Source organism: Pseudoalteromonas sp. SCSIO 43210, assembly GCF_054133285.1.
Genome location: NZ_CP087225.1, coordinates 2,144,307 through 2,160,369 on the forward strand (window position 1 = coordinate 2,144,307; position 16,063 = coordinate 2,160,369).

The 16,063-nt window shown below is 37.4% G+C and carries 14 protein-coding genes; 7 read left to right on the forward strand and 7 right to left on the reverse strand.

All coding sequences use genetic code 11. From position 1 onward, the window contains the following. The first annotated feature begins 154 nt into the window (after positions 1-154). Entirely contained in the window at positions 155-1,735 is a 1,581-nt protein-coding gene (gene bcsG / locus LOS73_RS09145; RefSeq protein WP_007376905.1) for a cellulose biosynthesis protein BcsG, read from the forward strand. 201 nt (positions 1,736-1,936) lie between these two features. After that, a complete protein-coding gene (tyrR, locus tag LOS73_RS09150) occupies positions 1,937-3,493 on the forward strand; it encodes a transcriptional regulator TyrR (RefSeq protein ID WP_007376906.1) in 1,557 nt (518 codons plus the stop codon). A 30-nt stretch (positions 3,494-3,523) separates the two neighbouring features. Here the strand turns inward: tyrR and LOS73_RS09155 are convergent, their stop codons facing one another. Next, positions 3,524-4,018: a hypothetical protein gene (locus tag LOS73_RS09155; RefSeq protein ID WP_008134718.1), complete on the reverse strand. Its 495-nt coding sequence runs from the start codon at positions 4,016-4,018 to the stop codon at positions 3,524-3,526. A 105-nt stretch (positions 4,019-4,123) separates the two neighbouring features. Here LOS73_RS09155 and LOS73_RS09160 point away from each other — a divergent pair, with 105 nt between their 5' ends. Then, complete coding sequence (locus LOS73_RS09160; RefSeq protein WP_007376908.1) at positions 4,124-4,660, forward strand: thioesterase family protein; 537 nt, start codon at positions 4,124-4,126, stop codon at positions 4,658-4,660. 61 nt (positions 4,661-4,721) lie between these two features. On the opposite strand, the gene LOS73_RS09165 is transcribed toward LOS73_RS09160, so the two are convergent. Then, positions 4,722-5,375, reverse strand: a complete 654-nt coding sequence (locus LOS73_RS09165) for an OmpW/AlkL family protein (protein WP_007376909.1) — start codon at positions 5,373-5,375, stop codon at positions 4,722-4,724. 500 nt (positions 5,376-5,875) lie between these two features. Between LOS73_RS09165 and dapE the strand changes: the two genes are divergently transcribed. Then, the gene (dapE, locus tag LOS73_RS09170) at positions 5,876-7,060 is read left to right on the forward strand and encodes a succinyl-diaminopimelate desuccinylase (RefSeq protein WP_457934870.1); all 1,185 of its coding nucleotides are present in this window, start codon (positions 5,876-5,878) and stop codon (positions 7,058-7,060) included. Between the two features lie 326 nt (positions 7,061-7,386). Here the strand turns inward: dapE and LOS73_RS09175 are convergent, their stop codons facing one another. Both LOS73_RS09175 and LOS73_RS09180 read right to left on the reverse strand, forming a co-directional pair. After that, on the reverse strand, positions 7,387-9,102 hold the full coding sequence (locus LOS73_RS09175; RefSeq protein WP_457934871.1) for a GNAT family N-acyltransferase: 1,716 nt from the start codon (positions 9,100-9,102) through the stop codon (positions 7,387-7,389). A gap of 337 nt (positions 9,103-9,439) precedes the next feature. Next, on the reverse strand, positions 9,440-10,408 hold the full coding sequence (locus tag LOS73_RS09180) for an IS30 family transposase (RefSeq protein WP_457934872.1): 969 nt from the start codon (positions 10,406-10,408) through the stop codon (positions 9,440-9,442). Positions 10,409-10,743: 335 nt separating this feature from the next. On the opposite strand from LOS73_RS09180, the gene LOS73_RS09185 reads away from it, so the two are divergent. Continuing rightward, on the forward strand, positions 10,744-11,664 hold the full coding sequence (locus LOS73_RS09185; RefSeq protein ID WP_033032068.1) for a 2-hydroxyacid dehydrogenase: 921 nt from the start codon (positions 10,744-10,746) through the stop codon (positions 11,662-11,664). Positions 11,665-12,536: 872 nt separating this feature from the next. Here LOS73_RS09185 and LOS73_RS09190 read toward each other — a convergent pair. Continuing rightward, complete coding sequence (locus tag LOS73_RS09190; RefSeq protein ID WP_457934873.1) at positions 12,537-12,782, reverse strand: hypothetical protein; 246 nt, start codon at positions 12,780-12,782, stop codon at positions 12,537-12,539. A 100-nt stretch (positions 12,783-12,882) separates the two neighbouring features. Continuing rightward, positions 12,883-13,332, reverse strand: a complete 450-nt coding sequence (locus LOS73_RS09195; RefSeq protein WP_007376915.1) for a hypothetical protein — start codon at positions 13,330-13,332, stop codon at positions 12,883-12,885. A gap of 104 nt (positions 13,333-13,436) precedes the next feature. On the opposite strand from LOS73_RS09195, the gene LOS73_RS09200 reads away from it, so the two are divergent. Next, positions 13,437-13,820 carry a response regulator gene (locus tag LOS73_RS09200; protein WP_007376916.1) on the forward strand — a complete coding sequence of 128 codons (384 nt, stop codon included), beginning with the start codon at positions 13,437-13,439 and terminating at the stop codon, positions 13,818-13,820. 69 nt (positions 13,821-13,889) lie between these two features. On the opposite strand, the gene rpsT is transcribed toward LOS73_RS09200, so the two are convergent. Further along, positions 13,890-14,150, reverse strand: a complete 261-nt coding sequence (gene rpsT / locus LOS73_RS09205) for a 30S ribosomal protein S20 (protein WP_002958225.1) — start codon at positions 14,148-14,150, stop codon at positions 13,890-13,892. Between the two features lie 295 nt (positions 14,151-14,445). On the opposite strand from rpsT, the gene murJ reads away from it, so the two are divergent. Then, on the forward strand, positions 14,446-15,984 hold the full coding sequence (gene murJ, locus LOS73_RS09210; RefSeq protein WP_457934874.1) for a murein biosynthesis integral membrane protein MurJ: 1,539 nt from the start codon (positions 14,446-14,448) through the stop codon (positions 15,982-15,984). Positions 15,985-16,063: the final 79 nt, after the last annotated feature.

The window sequence follows — 16,063 nt, forward strand, 5'->3', positions numbered from 1 at the left end:
AACTTTTAATTACAGCATTAATCTCGGGGTTATTTGGTGTTTTATTGTGCCTAATTGGCTCTTACATAGTATCTAAATTAAAAAAGTATTATTACAAAATGACATTTAAGCACGAAGTGTTAGAACCCTATACACCTAAAAATAAGGAACGTAAGTGAAATTGTCTGGTCTAGGGGTTTGGAATCTCTATTTTTTAGTTAAATTTGCCCTGTATTATTACGGCGTAATCGATTTTAGTTTTTTGAGCAATGCTGCGTTGGCCGCTTTGTTAGTAATACAATTTAAAAATGCGCGAGTTGAGAAGGTTAAACACATTATCGCACTGATTATAGCTGTGATTTTACTGTATAAAGATTCGTGGTTACCTCCCATTAATCGTTTAATTAAACAGGCTGGTAACGTTCAAGATTTTAGCTTTGATTATTTTATCGAACTAGTTGGGCGGGTAGTTAATGTCGATATGCTACTCGGCTTATTCATTATTGTTGTTTTATTTTGGTACAGCTCTCAATGGATTCGGTTTACTACAGTGACTATTATTGGCTTGGCGTTTATTGGCTGGCAAGGTCAAAGTAACTCATTAGATATTAATGAAAGCCCTACAGTGGTTAATAACAGTAGTATTGCAACTCAAAGTAAGGCGCCTGTTGTAACAACCCAATACCAATCGCCCGACCAAAAGCTTAGTGATTTTTATCAACAACAAAGCTTATTAACAAGTCACTTTCCAAAGGAATACAATGGCGAGTTGTTTGACGTTATTATTTTAAATATTTGTTCTATGGCAGTTGCTGACTTAAATTTTTTAGGTATTAGCGTTACAGACATGTATAAAGATTTTGATGTGGTGTTTCCTGATTTCAACTCAGCCACATCATATAGTGGTCCAGCAGCCATTCGATTATTAAGAGCAAGCTGTGGACAAACAAACCAAGCGTCTTTGTTCAAGGATGCGCCAGAACAGTGTTATTTATTTAAGAACTTAGAAAAACTAGGCTATCAAAACAACGTAGTGATGAATCACGATGGGCATTTTGATGAATTTAAAGGCCTAATAAATAGATATGGTGGCTTAGACAGCAAGCCATTTAATATTGATTCTATGCCTATTGCTCAGTATGGGTTTGATAATAGCCCTATTTATTCAGATGGTGCGGTTCTAAACGGCTGGCTTGACCAACAAGCTAAAGACTGTAAGCCTTGTGCAATGTACTACAATACCACGAGTTTACACGATGGTAATCAACTTGCTAATAGAGCCCGCATGAATAGCCAGCAAAGTTATCCTCTTAGGCATGCAAACTTATTTTCTGATATTAATGGCTTTATTAAAAACCTAGAAAAACGTGGTAGAAATGTAATGCTGATGGTAGTACCTGAGCATGGTGCTGCACTAAAAGGAGACAAAGTACAATTTGCTGGTTTGCGAGAAATACCAAGCCCAGCTATTGTATCAGTTCCAGTTGCAATTAAATTTATTGGCCCTGATGTGCAAAACTATTCCCAAATTGTAATTGATGATTCAATCAGTTATTTTTCATTGTCAGAATTAGTGAGTAAAACATTGAAAACTAATGTTTTTGGTGGGAAAAATAGTATAGCAAATTTGTTAGATAATTTACCGAAAGCTCCAAAAGTTGCTGAAAATGCAGATACTATAATGATGTATGTTAATCAACGACCATACATACAATTAGATGGCGGTGATTGGTCTGAATACCCACAAGGTGATTAATTTTTATTAAGAACTGCAATAGCAGTAGTGGCATATTTCATGGAGTAAATATGTTATTGCTGTTATTGCGTGAATAAATCCATGTATCTACTCATTTATTATAAACACTAGTATTGTCCAAAAATGTTTACAATAAACTACCTTCTCATAGCCACTTAGCGTATTATTCAATTAATATAGTTTTCCTTCCTTAGAGGATGTATGCGTTTAGATATTCATTGTGCTGACAGAATCGGTATCGCCCAAGAAATTCTCAATATTTTAGTTAATTACAGTGTTGATCTAAAAGGAATAGAGGTTGATTCAGTTAATTGTCGTATGTATGTAAGTTTCCCTGAAATTGAGTTTGAACAGTTCCAGAAAATAATGCCATCAATTCGTTTAATTGATGGTGTTCATGATGTACGTACAACCGCTTTTTTACCCTCTGAGCGTGAGCATAATGAGCTAAACACATTGCTTCGAGCATTGCCCGATGGTGTTATTTCTATTGATGCCAAGGGTTGGGTACGCTTATGTAACGATGCGGCTTGTAAAGACTTACAATTGAGTGAAAAAGAGGTTATTGGTGCAAATATCAATAATTTGCTGAAAGGCTTTAATTTTACTCGCTGGTTAGAAAGTAAAGAAGTATTAGGGCAAACCACCAGAGTGGAAGTCGCTGGTGAAGACTTTATAGCCGATATTTTACCTATTGCTGTGCCGCAAGGTGGTGAAGGTGATGTACTTGCCGGTGCTGTTATTAATATAAAATCACAAAGCCGATTAGGTCAACAAGTTAGTGCATTTAGACGTTACGGACAAGAAAGCTTTGCAACTATTCATAACTTTAGTACTGCTATGCGTCGTGTTGTTCGCGAAGCGCGTAAAATGTCTCAGTTAGAAGCACCAATACTAATTACGGGTGAAACAGGAACCGGTAAAGAGCTATTAGCACGGGCGTGTCATTACGCATCTAATCGCTCAGTGAAGCCTTTTATTGCGCTGTCGTGTGCTTCACTTCCTGATGATGTTGCTGAATCTGAGTTATTTGGCTACGCAGGCTATGAAGAAAATGCAGCACCTAAACGCGGCGTACTTGAGCAAGCCGATGGTGGGACTGTGTTTTTAGATGAAGTGGGCGAAATGTCGACTCAACTGCAAACTAAGTTATTGCGCTTCTTACAAGATGGCACATTTAGGAAAGTGGGTGATGAGAACGAAGTTAAAGTTAATGTTCGTATAGTCGCAGCTACTCAAAAAGACTTACCTGCTATGGTGCAAGAGGGCGTGTTCAGAGAGGATTTATACTATCGAATCAACGTATTAACATTAGATATTGCACCACTTAGAGATCGCAAAGCCGATGTTGGGCCACTCGCAGAGCATTTTATTCAAAAATATGCACAGCAAAATGGTCACGCGGTGCCACTGTTATCTCAAGAGTGCTTAAGCTTTTTACAACAGTATCCTTGGCCTGGAAATGTACGCCAATTAGAAAATGCAATTTATCGTGCGGTATCTTTATTAGATGATAGTGAGTTACGAGTAGAGCATTTACAGTTACCTACGTTTACGCATGACTTAGGGTATTTAGAATCTGATTTTGAAGGTTCACTGGATCAAGCGGTAAAACGTTTTGAAGCAACATTATTACGCAAACTTTATCCAGCTTATCCAAGCTCACGACAGCTCGCTAAACGTTTAGGTCTTAGCCATACAGCAGTTGCAAATAAACTACGAGATTACGGTATTAACCGTAAAACAGTTAAAGTTTAAAATACGGCAATATTTAAAATAGGGCGCTAATTAATTTTTAGTGCCCATATTTTTTTTGACACCATCAATGGCAATCGTCTTTATACCATCTTCATCAAATTTCATAACAATACTGGCATTATTACGAGCAAAAAAGTAACTTCGGCCATCTAACTCAATAACATAATTCCCTTTCACTTGATCACTAAACTGTTGTTTTTTTAGAGTGATGGTGTGCTTGCCTATTGTCCAATCAAACGCTTCTATAAATCCATTATTAAATTCTTGAACCCATACTTGGCTGCCGTCTTTTGCAAGCGTGATGGCGACTGAGTAGGAACTAGGAATTTGATCCATTTCATAACTCTTTGAGCCAATAGTAAACTTCTTAAATTTTTGTTGCCAAGCAAAACCAAATTCAAACGATTTTTCTACCCCTGTAGAGTAAGTAATAGAGCCATTACCGGGGAAATTAAAATCGGCTAACGCGTGGTGGCTCACTGTTAAGAATATACTAGCAATAAGGATGTTTAATTTTGAATTCATAAGTAAATTTTTAGTTGTATTTATAACTTCAGATTAAAGCAGAATATTCGTCTTAGCAAGTGCCTGTGTTACACTCAGGTAAATTGAACTGGTAAGACCTTTGCTGTGAACTTATATATTCGACTTCTTTTATTATTTTTTAAAATTAAGCGTAATCATCAATATCAAGACTTACTTGATACAGTAGATATTGATTACAAAGCACTACCAACTGATTGCGATATAAATCTGCATTTAACAAACTCACGTTATTTAGCCATGATGGATTTGTCACGTACATGGATGACGGAACGAGTGGGTTTGCTTAAGCAAATTTTGAAACGCCGTTGGTTTCCTATTGTTAATGCTACCGCTATCACGTATATCCGTGATATTAAACCAATGCAACGCTACACTATTAGTACAAAACTAGTTGGTTGGGATCATAAGTATTTTTATATAGAACAAAAATTTCATTCAGCACGAGGCTTACATGCTATTGCTTATGTACGCGGTGTGTTTAAAAGTAAAAAAGGCATTGTAAGTATCGAAGAAATGCTTGAAGTCGCTAGTTTTAAAGGTAAAACACCGATACTACCGAGTGAAGTTATGCATTGGAAAGAAATGCTTGAACAGAAAAAAGCAAATAACTTACCCAAATGATTAGTTAATTAAAATAAAAAAGGCCTTTCGGCCTTTTGCACACACATGCATTAAAGCATTTTTAAAAATTATACCTAACCCCAAACATGGCGACTACTGGGTCCAGTTCAACGGTTGAAGTGAGAGCTTTTGCGCCATTAGCATATACTGTTGCATCAGTATCAATATCCATAATTGATACCATTGCATGTAAACCCCATTTTTCATCAATTTTATAATTAGCACCTACTTGTGCTACAAATCCAAATGAGTCGTCTAACTTTACTTCTACATCATTTGTACCAAGCGTTGTTTTAAGCGCTTGCGACGGTTGCTCATCAAAGAATGTTGTATAATTAACTCCAATACCCACAAATGGTCTTAATGCATAACTTGTATCTAAAAAGTGATACTGAGCAATAAGTGAAGGGGGGAGTTGTTTTATATTCGCGATTTTATTACCCGCTAGCCCACCAGTACCATTAACATCATGCGAAAATGGCGTTGCTGCAATAAGCTCTAGCACCCATTGGTCGTTAAATGCGTAGTCAAGCGTAATACCTAGTTGCGTATCAGAATCACCTTTTAGACCTAAAGTCGGTGCTTCGTTAATTTTTGAGCTGCTGTTATCAGGGTTAATGTTAATAGCACCCACATTTACGCTAAAATTGGCGTGTGCAGCAGGAGAAAGTGCTAATAAAGAAGTCAGTAATGCAATACTAATAGTGGTTTTCATGTTGTTCTCCAAGAACTACTTTTTGATTGACGCTATTATTGCAGTTTTAAAATGTTCAAAACCTGTCCTAGATCAAAGTTTCAAAAATGTTTGAACGTTGTGAAGTGTTTTATTGATTTAGATTAATTTTGATGTTGATTAGCGACAGAGATACTTGACTCTTGATTTCTTAAATAGCTAAAAGCGCTGTTCTGAATGTGTTTAGTGCGTGCAAGTTCAGGTTTTTAGGTAGCAAAAGTTATAAATCCCCCTTAACCAGAATCGAGAAAACGACGTCTCTTTTTTTCATGATTAGGCTCTGCCTTACCTGATTGCCACACAGTTTGCTGTAAATTTAACCTCAAAAGTTAAACCGCTCATAATAATAAAATATAAAAAATAGTCACAGCTGTGTATTAATACTGACATCGCTTAGTCATAAATTCAGGCTTTAATAATAACTCAATATTTTCGTGAGTCTCTTAACTAAAGTTAGGGCTAAGCAATAAAGGGCGTTTGATATGGCTATCACTATTTTTGATAAAGCAATCAGTGAAAGAGAGTTCCAACGCGACGTTGTTGCATATTTACAAACGCTTATTCGATTTGAATCTGTTACACCTAATCAGGCTGGAGCAATTGATTGGCTTACTAGAGAATTGAGTGACTTGGGATTCCAGTGTGAGCATATTAATGTAAACGGCGTGAGTAATTTAATCGCTTCAATTAGTTTTGGAACCGGACCATGCGTCGGCTTTTCAGGACATATAGATGTAGTACCAGCAGCAACAGGGCAATGGTTAAGCCCACCTTTTGCAGGGAATATTGTATGTGATTCAGTGTATGGTCGAGGCGCTGCAGATATGAAAGGTGGTGTGGCTGCAATGCTTAGCGCAACAAATAATCTGATTAATAATAGCGAGAATAAGCAAGGAACATTGTATTGGCTTATTACATCTGATGAAGAAGGCGAGGCTGAATTTGGCTCTCAAGTAATCGTTAATAAACTGGCCGAGCAAGGTGTTGTACTTGATGGCTGTATTGTTGGAGAGCCAACCAGCCATATGTGCGTAGGTGACACTATCAAGAATGGGCGAAGAGGTGCACTCTCTGCACGTATTAAGGTAACAGGTAAGGCTGGGCACGTGGCTTATCCTGATAATACGATCAATGCAGCTTTTATAGCTGCTAAAATAGTTAATTACTTGAGTGAACAAACGTGGCAACTTGATGAACAAAGCTCAAAAACCACATTGCAAGTAACGGGTATTAATATTGATAACGTTATTGATAATCTTGTGCCAGCTTATTGTGAGGTTACTTTTAACGTGCGTTATAGTCATGCATATAGCAGCGAGGCGATTAAAGCGTTATTGACGCAATCGCTTAGTGAGTTTGCCCATTACTTTACAATAGAGTGGGAGCGTCCGTGTGAGCCATATTATACAGCAGACACTCATGACTGGAGTTTACTTTCTCATGTTGAGCAGGCTATTTACAAGCAAACAGGCAGTTATCCACTGCTCAGTACCAGCGGTGGAACATCCGATGGGCGTTTTTTTGCAAATAACCACACTCAAGTTATAGAGTGCGGTGTGCGTAATAATACGATACATCAAGTAAACGAACATGTACCTATAAGTGATTTAGTAAAAATAGAAGAAATTTATAGCTCTTTGCTCGAGCAGGTTTTTTTAAATAGCTAGGGCGTGTTGATCTTTGTGGATTGAAATTTGTTCAATCTAGGGTCGATTAATCGCGGCGCGAGGTTTGTAACCTAGCGGGCTCGGTAACTGCTCCTGCGTTACCCTAGTGGCTTACATCCGTGTAAGAATAAGTAAAAACCGAGCAACAAAGAGTTAATTGTCCCTAGAAAGAACCCTTTAGCCTGAACTCTACTTGAGATAGATTTATCCAGAGTTCAGGTTATTTAATCGGCCACGTCTATGCAATGCCGTTACTGTGCATAAATAGGCAATGAGATAACATGAATGCCAAACACATGTTGTAATAAATTTTTCTAGTTTTTGCACTAGTTATTATTTTTTAAGTAACGTTTTGCTTTGTTCTCTTTTACGCTTTCCAGGTCGACTAAAACCAAGCCGTCTATACAATTGTTAAAGTCGGGATCAATACTAAAACTTAAAAACTGTACGCCACCGGGCATACAGAGCTCAGTGTATTGTTTAAATAACGTGGGGACTTGCGCTCCCATATTGGCTAGTACGTGCTTAAGCTCTACAAAATCTTCTTTCACATTGTTGCCACTGAACACTGTTTGGCATTGTGTTAGTTGTTGATCGCTTAGTCTAAATTCATTGTTAGGCATTGCTAGTTGCACATTGTTTTTGTAGTAATGTTGATAATAATAAACAAGCATGGCTTTTGCCTGCTCTGGTAGGGTATTAGGTACGGTTACAGCGCCAAATAAGTAACGGTATTGTGGGTAGTTTTTAATAAAGGCGCCGATACCATACCAAAGATAGTCTAAGCTTTTACGTCCCCAATACTTTGGTTGTACAAAGCTGCGACCAAGCTCAATACCTTGGTGTAAGTAGGGGGTCATGGCCTCTGTATAGGAAAATAAGCTATCAGTGTAGAGCCCTTTTCGTCCGTGTTTTTTTATTATATCTTGCGCACAAGCTAATCGGTATGCACCAACGAGTTCTAATTGAGTAGGATCCCATAATACAAGATGTTGATAATCCATATCATATTTATCTATATCTCGACGCTTACCGCTGCCTTCTCCCACTGCTCTAAATGCAATTTCCCTTAATCGACCTAGCTCTCTAAACACCGCAGAGCTACCGGTATATTGATAAAGGTGAATATGCATATCGTCGATTGTTTTACCCAGCAACTGGCATTGATCAATCGCTTTTTTTAGCTCTTTTCTGCATTCAGGTATAGCAAGAGGCATTTGTGTTTTTAGTGGTAACGGCTTTTTAGACGTTAGCCTATAAAGCTGCTTACGAATAAGGTTTACAACTTCTTTATCTTTTAGATTTTCTATCAAATAAGACTCAGGCGGAATTGAAGCTCCAATTTCAAACTCCAATGACTTTTGACGTTGCTTAAACATTTCTTTGACCAGTAGTAAACTCGCTAGAGGCTTATAAATCATTGATGTGCCATAAAATAAAGGGCTGTTTTTAGCTTTTATAAAAACAGGTAAAATGGGGCAGTTGGCTTTTTTTGCCATACGTAAAAAACCGCTATTCCACTTGCAATCTTTTATGCCTGTGGGGCTCAAACGAGAGACTTCACCGGCAGGGAATATAAGTAGTGCACCTTCGTTTTTTAAGTGTTGGTGGATATTATTGAGTTCTTGTTTTTTACTTGTTCCAGATAAGTTATCAACGGGTAGTAACAGTTCATGCATGGGGGTAACCGACATCAGCATACGGTTAGCTACAACCTTTAAATCTTGTCTAACAGTTGAGAGTACTTTAATAAGTGCAAGTGCATCCAAAGAGCCGATAGGGTGGTTTGCAACAATAACCAGCTTACCTTCATTGGGGATATGTTCAATTTGTTTAGGTTTGTAGCGTGTATCAAAATCAAGCTCATCTAATACCTGTTCAACAAACTCTAAACCTTGCAAGTGAGGGTAAGCATCACCAAAGGCAACAAACTCCTGTTCATGTAACAGATACCCTAGCCCTTTTTTTACAAGGCCTTTTACTTTTGGTGATTTTTCTAATTGTGGTAAATTTGCTGCAATCACTTTATCAATACTAATCATATAAACCTCTTTCACGCATTGGCATGTTTACCATTTACTTAGAATAAAAAAAGGGTGTGACAGTTACTTTGCAGTTGTGTGACTTTTTAAAGTGCGAATTGAGCCAAGGCATGTTTATCTTTTGAGGTTAAACATCCGCAGCCCGTAGGACTCTGCCTAGGGGCAATTTACTCTTTGTTGCTCGGTTTTTATACCAATCAGCTTATATATGGGGTCTATTTAACGTTAAGAAAATTACGCTAGGACTAGGCAAAAATTTTTGTATCTAGTTGTTCTAAATAAAAAATTTTAACGACGTTATAGTGCAACGCGGATTCAAATCTGAAGTGCATAACGTTTAGGCGGCTTTAGCCGCCAAGTGATCCTGCATCAATTTTGTAGGCGTTTCAAATCCAAGTGTCTTTCTCGGACGATTATTAAGTTGCTCAAGTACTGGTATAACTTGCGCTGGTGTTACCGCCTTAAAATCTGTGCTCTTCGGCCAATACTGGCGTAGTAATCCATTCGTGTTTTCATTCAATCCGCGCTCCCATGAGTGATAAGGGTGAGCAAAATAAACAGGAACACTTAATGCCTTTGTGATTTGCTCATGATAAGCGAACTCTTTTCCATTGTCAGCCGTTATGGTATGAAGCGCTGACCTATATGGCCTTAATAGTTCTATCGTCGCCGCAGTGACGGCTTGTGCTGTTTTTCCTGCCACCTGAGTTGATACAATGAATTGGGTGACCCGCTCTACAATGGTAACAAGGGCGCCTCGATGGCCTTTACCTATGACGGTATCTATTTCCCAATCTCCGATACGGCCTTTCTCATCAACTATTTGTGGACGTTCTTCAATGCTAACGCGATTTTTTATTTGTCCTCGGTTTGTCTTACCATGACTGCGCTTGTGATATTTCTTACCGTGTCGGCGTAGATGTAGGTATAACTCACCACCTGCTTTTTTATTTTCCCAGATATATAGATAAATGCATTCATGACTGACAGATTGTTTATTTTCCTTGCGCAACCATCCCGTTATTTGTTCAGGACTCCACCTCTCATTAAGCTTCTGGGTAATTAAAGCCATCATTTCAAGTGTCATCTTAAGTGGTTTTCTTGCACTTCTTCGGCGAGACAAAGCCCGCTCATGAGCTTGTTTGTATCTGTAACCTCGCTTGCCTGTATTTCTAGAAAGCTCTCTTGAAATCGTAGATTGCGATAAATTAGTTAGCTCAGCAATACTTTGTTGCGTAAAACCGCTTTTCTTTAGAACAGCGATCTGGCATCTTTGCTCATAGGTCAGTTGTTTGTAATGTCTCATTGTAAAATCTCTTGCCGGAGAAAAAGCAGTTAGCTTATGAGCAACTGACCACTTAATCTAGTCAAAACAAGTTATGCACTTACAATTTGAATCTAGGCAATTTAATTCGTTAAATTGATCAAAGATTTATGCAGGTTGGTATTACTTATTCTTACATGGATGTAAGCCACTAGGGTAACGCAGGAGCAGTTACCGAGCCCGCTAGGTTACAAACCTCGCGCCGCGATTAAATACCCTAGATTGAACGAATTTTAATCTAAAAGGTCAGTAGGCCCTAGGCAAAGATATCTCGATTAGTATAATTAGTTAAACTCGAAACTTATTTGGAAATAAAGATGTCTGTATTAGTTGCTATCACAGGGCGAGATAACAAAAAATTAATGGCGCAATTAAAAATACGGTTACCTAATGTATGCATAGAAGAGTGGCCAAATTGCCAGAGTTTGGATAAAGTCGACTTTGTACTTGCTTGGAAAGCCCCGCAAACAATGTGGTCACAACTTCCTAATTTAAAAGTTGTCTCGTCTTTTGGTGCTGGAGTTGACAGTATCGATTTAGCATTATTACCTAGTAATGTTGAGGTTGTGCGCATTGTTGATACTCAGTTGGCAGAGGATATGGCTGAATATGTACTTGCTCATGTATTAGCGCAAAAGTTACGTTTTAAAGAGTATTTTATTAAACAAAACCAGCAAAGTTGGCAGCCAAAGCGTGCTTATAGCTATAAAAATGTTGGTATTTTAGGATTTGGTGAGTTGGGCAAGGCGTGTGCAAAAAAGCTTGTTAGTAATGGCTTTCTTGTAAGTGCATGGGCGCAAAGAGAGAAAAAGGCAGTTAATGTTGAAATGTTTTATGCTAAACAAGGCCTTAATAAAATGCTTCCTAATATAGATTATCTAATTTGTTTATTGCCACTTACACAAGAAACTACCGGTATAATTGATCGCATATTATTATCAAAGCTTCCAGTCCATGCAGGACTCATTAATGTTGCCCGTGGGGAGCATGTTATTGAGCAAGATTTATTAGATGCTTTAAATACAGATAGCTTACGAGTAGCTACTTTAGATGTTTTTGAGCAAGAGCCACTCGCAATCGACCACCCATATTGGCAGCACCCAAAAATAACACTGACGCCTCACTGTGCCGCATTATCTGATTTAAGAAGTGTTATTGAGCAAATAGCAGAAAATATTGAATGTTTAAGGCAAGGTAGTAAACTTAATAATCTAATAGATAGAACGAAAGGTTATTAATGGATAGTTAAATAATTTAACAAACTACTTGTTAACACTTGTAATTTTTATTATTGTTGTTAGGTATTCTCATTAATAAAAACAATAAAGAGGGTGTTATGAAGACTAATCAAGGTGGTGTGAAGTTAAGTTTAATAGTTATTTCGATTATTGTATTGGGTGTATCTGCTTGGTTTAATCAACCGACTGTTCTGTAATTACACAATGCCACAGTAAATTATTTAATCTTGCTGTGGTTATTTCTAAATTTTTGCTTTTTTATCGTTTCCATAAATACTATTTAACCTAAACTTTGGTTAAGAGATTACTTAACCGACTGAAACCTTCGGGCCTATTCCAAGTCAATCCAATGCAGTTAGCGCTGAAAATAGCTGCCTGAGATCGATTTATTATCCAGAGCCAAGTTATTTAGGTCACGTTATTTCCTTAGAATTACCCACTCACATCTAGGTAGTACCAATCCGCAATAATACTTAATCAATTTTAGGGATTAAATCTGAGGCTAACTGCGTTAAATATTTCTGATATACGACTGCACGGATGCAGGAGCAATTAGTGATAACAACTAAGTAACGAAATTATTGCCTTGTCATTGGCACGATTTTCTTACCTCAAAATAGATCACTTAATTAAGCTAATAGGTATAAGAATAAAAAATTTATCGTCTAATTTTTGAATCGAGCGTTGGATGTGGGCGAGCAAGCAATCCAATATACAAATTCAGCCTTAAAAGAGTAAACACGGCCTTACTCACCCAAAATTTCGCTAATGACAATAATTTTTCTAAATTTATGATGTTTCCGAGAACCTTTCTATTTTTGCAATAAAAAGCCCAGCAATGCTGGGCTATAAAATAATCTAAGGGAAAGTTGTTAACTTTGAGTTACATTGAACTGTTCAAATGTATAAACTTTGAACAAGTAAAAAGTATTTATCAGCACCAAACTCATATTTGAAATAACACTCGACGACATAAGATCTAAGCTAAAAGATAAAAATAACAAACCACATGCACTAATCGCGGCAACGCGTAGCAGTGTTATCTGGTTAATAAAGAATGCACCTAAACCTAGTGCAAGTAGTATCGTGTTTAAAAGCCAATCTAGCTCGTTTAGCATGGTCGTTTCAATAGTTCAGTTGTAGAAAAAAGGAGCGCCATTATGTTGATATTTTGCGCACCTTTCAACCAAGTAATTTTAAATTTTCAGATTAGTTTTTTTAATGCTTAAAATAACTTCCAATCGCTGCAAATAAACCATGATCTGCTATGACTTGATACTTTTGACAGTTATTTAAACTTTCTGGATTAGTACATAAATAAAGGGATTTTCGTCTAGAATCTAATTGTGGGTGCAAGTTTGAATCTATAATGGTAGCTCCGTAGCCAAATACACCAGGCCAATAAATGCTTTCGCTTACCATCCCTAATTTTTTATAGGTGAGTAATGTCGGCTTTGGAAACGTTATTATTATTAATAGAGCAATGCTTAAAGTTATTATTAAACCTTTTTTTGACTTAGTTTCTTTGCCACCTTGGCTAGAAATAGTCGGACCTTGAGTTTCACTTATTGCGCCTTGCGATGCTGTACGAGGCCTACGTTGTTGTACTTGCTTTTTTTTGGCAGGCGTTTTTCCAAGTAGTGTTTGTTTTTTTTGTGTTTTTGACATAAAGCAGATCTGGCCTTTTTGGTGTAGGTCTCTATAATTAAATGAATAAATTTATATACCAATATAATAACGTAAACTTGGCTTGTAGCCTATGAGGAATGAAGATGAATACGCAGCTATCAATTTTAATTGTAGATGACGTTAGCACTGTACGCAGCTTTTTAAGTCAAACGCTGATGCATTTAGGGATAGATAACGTAAAGGAAGCATCTACCGCCTCACAGTGTATTAGCGAGTGCCGCGCTGCAAAATATAATATCATCTTTTTAGATATTGAATTACCTGATGGTGATGGCAAAGAATTAATTGCACAAATAAATGAATTAAGCCCTGAAACTAATGTTGTTATGGTATCGGCTCATTCGGGTATAGAGAATGTAAAAGATGCGATAGATAAAGGCGCTAAAGGTTTTGTGGTTAAGCCATTCACTCCTAAAAAAATAGCGGCAATGCTTAAGAAGTTCTATCCAGATTTAGAAAACGTGTAATTATATAATTAAATTTTAAATAAAAAAAAACCGGCAAAAGCCGGTTTTTTATATTCTATCAAAAACAAATTATAGAGCTTTAATCTTAGCTGCTATACGGCTCTTATGACGAGCTGCTTTGTTTTTGTGAATTAGACCCTTAGTTGCGTAACGGTCTAGGATAGGTGTAGCAACAGAAAAAGCTTGCTGTGCAGCTTCTTTATCGCCCGCTTCAATAGCAACAATTACTTTTTTGAAGTAAGTGCGCATCATTGAACGACGGCTTGCGTTGTGCTGACGGTTTTTTTCGCTTGTGATAGCGCGTTTTTTTGCAGACTTGATGTTAGCCAAGGTTTGCTCCTAACAATCTTAAAATAAAGCTTAAATTAAAGGCCGTGGAATATGCCTGTTTCAATCATGAATGTCAATTTAAATTTAACAATCCAAGAAAAACTGCACCATATAACGAGCATCAATTTGCCGCTTTAGCAGTTAATACCGACATTGTAACAAAGCACAGACCCCCAGCCTAGTGCTTTAAAGCGATTTATAAAAAAGACTGTGGCATAATCGCCTCTCTTAGGGATTTTTGAGTAGGTTTAAGGTGTCAAAAGGTTTATTTCGCTCCGGTATGATAGTTAGTTGTATGACTATGATATCGCGTATTTTAGGGCTCGTTCGAGATGCAGTCGTTGCTAACTTGTTAGGCGCAAGTGCAGCGGCTGATGTTTTTTTATTTGCTAACCGTATTCCTAATTTTCTACGTCGTTTATTTGCAGAAGGGGCGTTTGCACAAGCATTTGTACCCGTGTTGAGTGAAATTAAAGAGCAACAAGGTGACGACAAGGTCAGGCTTTTTGTTGCACAAGCGGCGGGTACATTAGGAACCATTTTATTGATTGTCACCATTATAGGTGTTGTTGCCTCCCCTGTTATTGCAGCATTATTTGGTACTGGTTGGTTTATAGATTGGTGGCAGGGCAGGCCTAATGCCGAAAAATTTGAACTTGCAAGTTCATTACTTAAATTTACATTCCCCTATTTATTTTTTGTAAGTTTAGTGGCGCTTAGTGGTGCAGTCATGAATGTGTATAACCGTTTTGCTGTTGCTGCATTTACACCTGTTCTACTCAATGTTTCTATTATTACATGTGCAATTTTTTTACATGATAAATTTAGCGTCGGGGCTTATTCTCTCGCAATTGGCGTATTTATTGGTGGCGTTGTACAGCTTTTGTTTCAACTTCCATTTTTATACCGTGCAAAAATGTTGGCGCGTCCGCGTTGGGCATGGCAAGACGAAAACGTAAAAAAAGTACGAAAACTTATGCTACCGGCTTTGTTTGGTGTCTCTATTAGTCAAATTAATCTGTTGCTAGATACCATGATTGCGTCATTACTGATGACGGGCTCAATTGCATGGCTTTATTATTCAGACCGCTTAATTGAATTTCCGCTGGGTTTATTTGGTATTGGTATTGCGACAGTTATTTTACCGGCGCTTTCTAAACTACATAGCAGTAAAAAAAGTAGCGACTTTCAGCAGACTCTCGATTGGGGAGTGCGTTTTGTTATATTTTTAGGCCTACCAGCAATGATAGGCTTAATGATCATCAGTCCACTTATTATTACCGTATTGTTCGACCACGGTGCGTTTAAAGAAGACAGTATTGATCATGTCAAAGCAGTAAGCCTAGGCGTAGTAGCATATTCAGTAGGGCTTGTAAGTTTTATGCTAATTAAAGTACTGGCTCCTGGCTTTTACGCTCGCCAAGACACTAAAACGCCGGTGCGTATTGGTATTATCACCTTAGTACTTAATATGGTGTTTAACATTATGCTGGCTCCTTTCATTGGTTATTTAGGGTTAGCACTTGCTACTTCGTTATCGGCTAGCTGCAATGCATTTTTATTATACAGGCAGCTTAAAAAAGAAAATGTATACCAGTTCTCATCAATGAGTATACGTTTTACACTTAAATGTGTTGTTGCAAGTGCGGTTATGGGAGCTGTTACATGGTTTGTGAGCAGTTACTATTATTGGGCTGTATGGAGCTTTACACATCAGGTAATGTTATTGATAGCATTAGTGGCTTTGGCAGGTATTAGTTACTTTGCAATGCTATTTTTAATGGGCGTTAGACTAAATACGATAAAAAGTGTAGCAATTACTGAATCAAATTAAAAAAAAGATTATAATCGGCAACTCTGCGACTTTAATTAATTTTTAGTCGTAATTAATAACTCGCTAAACAAGGCATTAG

What these genes read in the sequence shown, in the direction of transcription:
- tyrR (WP_007376906.1), top strand. Translation starts at nt 1,937, where the DNA reads ATGCGTTTAGATATTCATTGTGCTGACAGAATCGGTATCGCCCAAGAA.
- LOS73_RS09155 (WP_008134718.1), bottom strand. Translation starts at nt 4,018, where the DNA reads ATGAATTCAAAATTAAACATCCTTATTGCTAGTATATTCTTAACAGTG.
- LOS73_RS09165 (WP_007376909.1), bottom strand. Translation starts at nt 5,375, where the DNA reads ATGAAAACCACTATTAGTATTGCATTACTGACTTCTTTATTAGCACTT.
- dapE (WP_457934870.1), top strand. Translation starts at nt 5,876, where the DNA reads ATGGCTATCACTATTTTTGATAAAGCAATCAGTGAAAGAGAGTTCCAA.
- LOS73_RS09175 (WP_457934871.1), bottom strand. Translation starts at nt 9,102, where the DNA reads ATGATTAGTATTGATAAAGTGATTGCAGCAAATTTACCACAATTAGAA.
- LOS73_RS09180 (WP_457934872.1), bottom strand. Translation starts at nt 10,408, where the DNA reads ATGAGACATTACAAACAACTGACCTATGAGCAAAGATGCCAGATCGCT.
- LOS73_RS09185 (WP_033032068.1), top strand. Translation starts at nt 10,744, where the DNA reads ATGTCTGTATTAGTTGCTATCACAGGGCGAGATAACAAAAAATTAATG.
- LOS73_RS09190 (WP_457934873.1), bottom strand. Translation starts at nt 12,782, where the DNA reads ATGCTAAACGAGCTAGATTGGCTTTTAAACACGATACTACTTGCACTA.
- LOS73_RS09195 (WP_007376915.1), bottom strand. Translation starts at nt 13,332, where the DNA reads ATGTCAAAAACACAAAAAAAACAAACACTACTTGGAAAAACGCCTGCC.
- LOS73_RS09200 (WP_007376916.1), top strand. Translation starts at nt 13,437, where the DNA reads ATGAATACGCAGCTATCAATTTTAATTGTAGATGACGTTAGCACTGTA.
- murJ (WP_457934874.1), top strand. Translation starts at nt 14,446, where the DNA reads ATGACTATGATATCGCGTATTTTAGGGCTCGTTCGAGATGCAGTCGTT.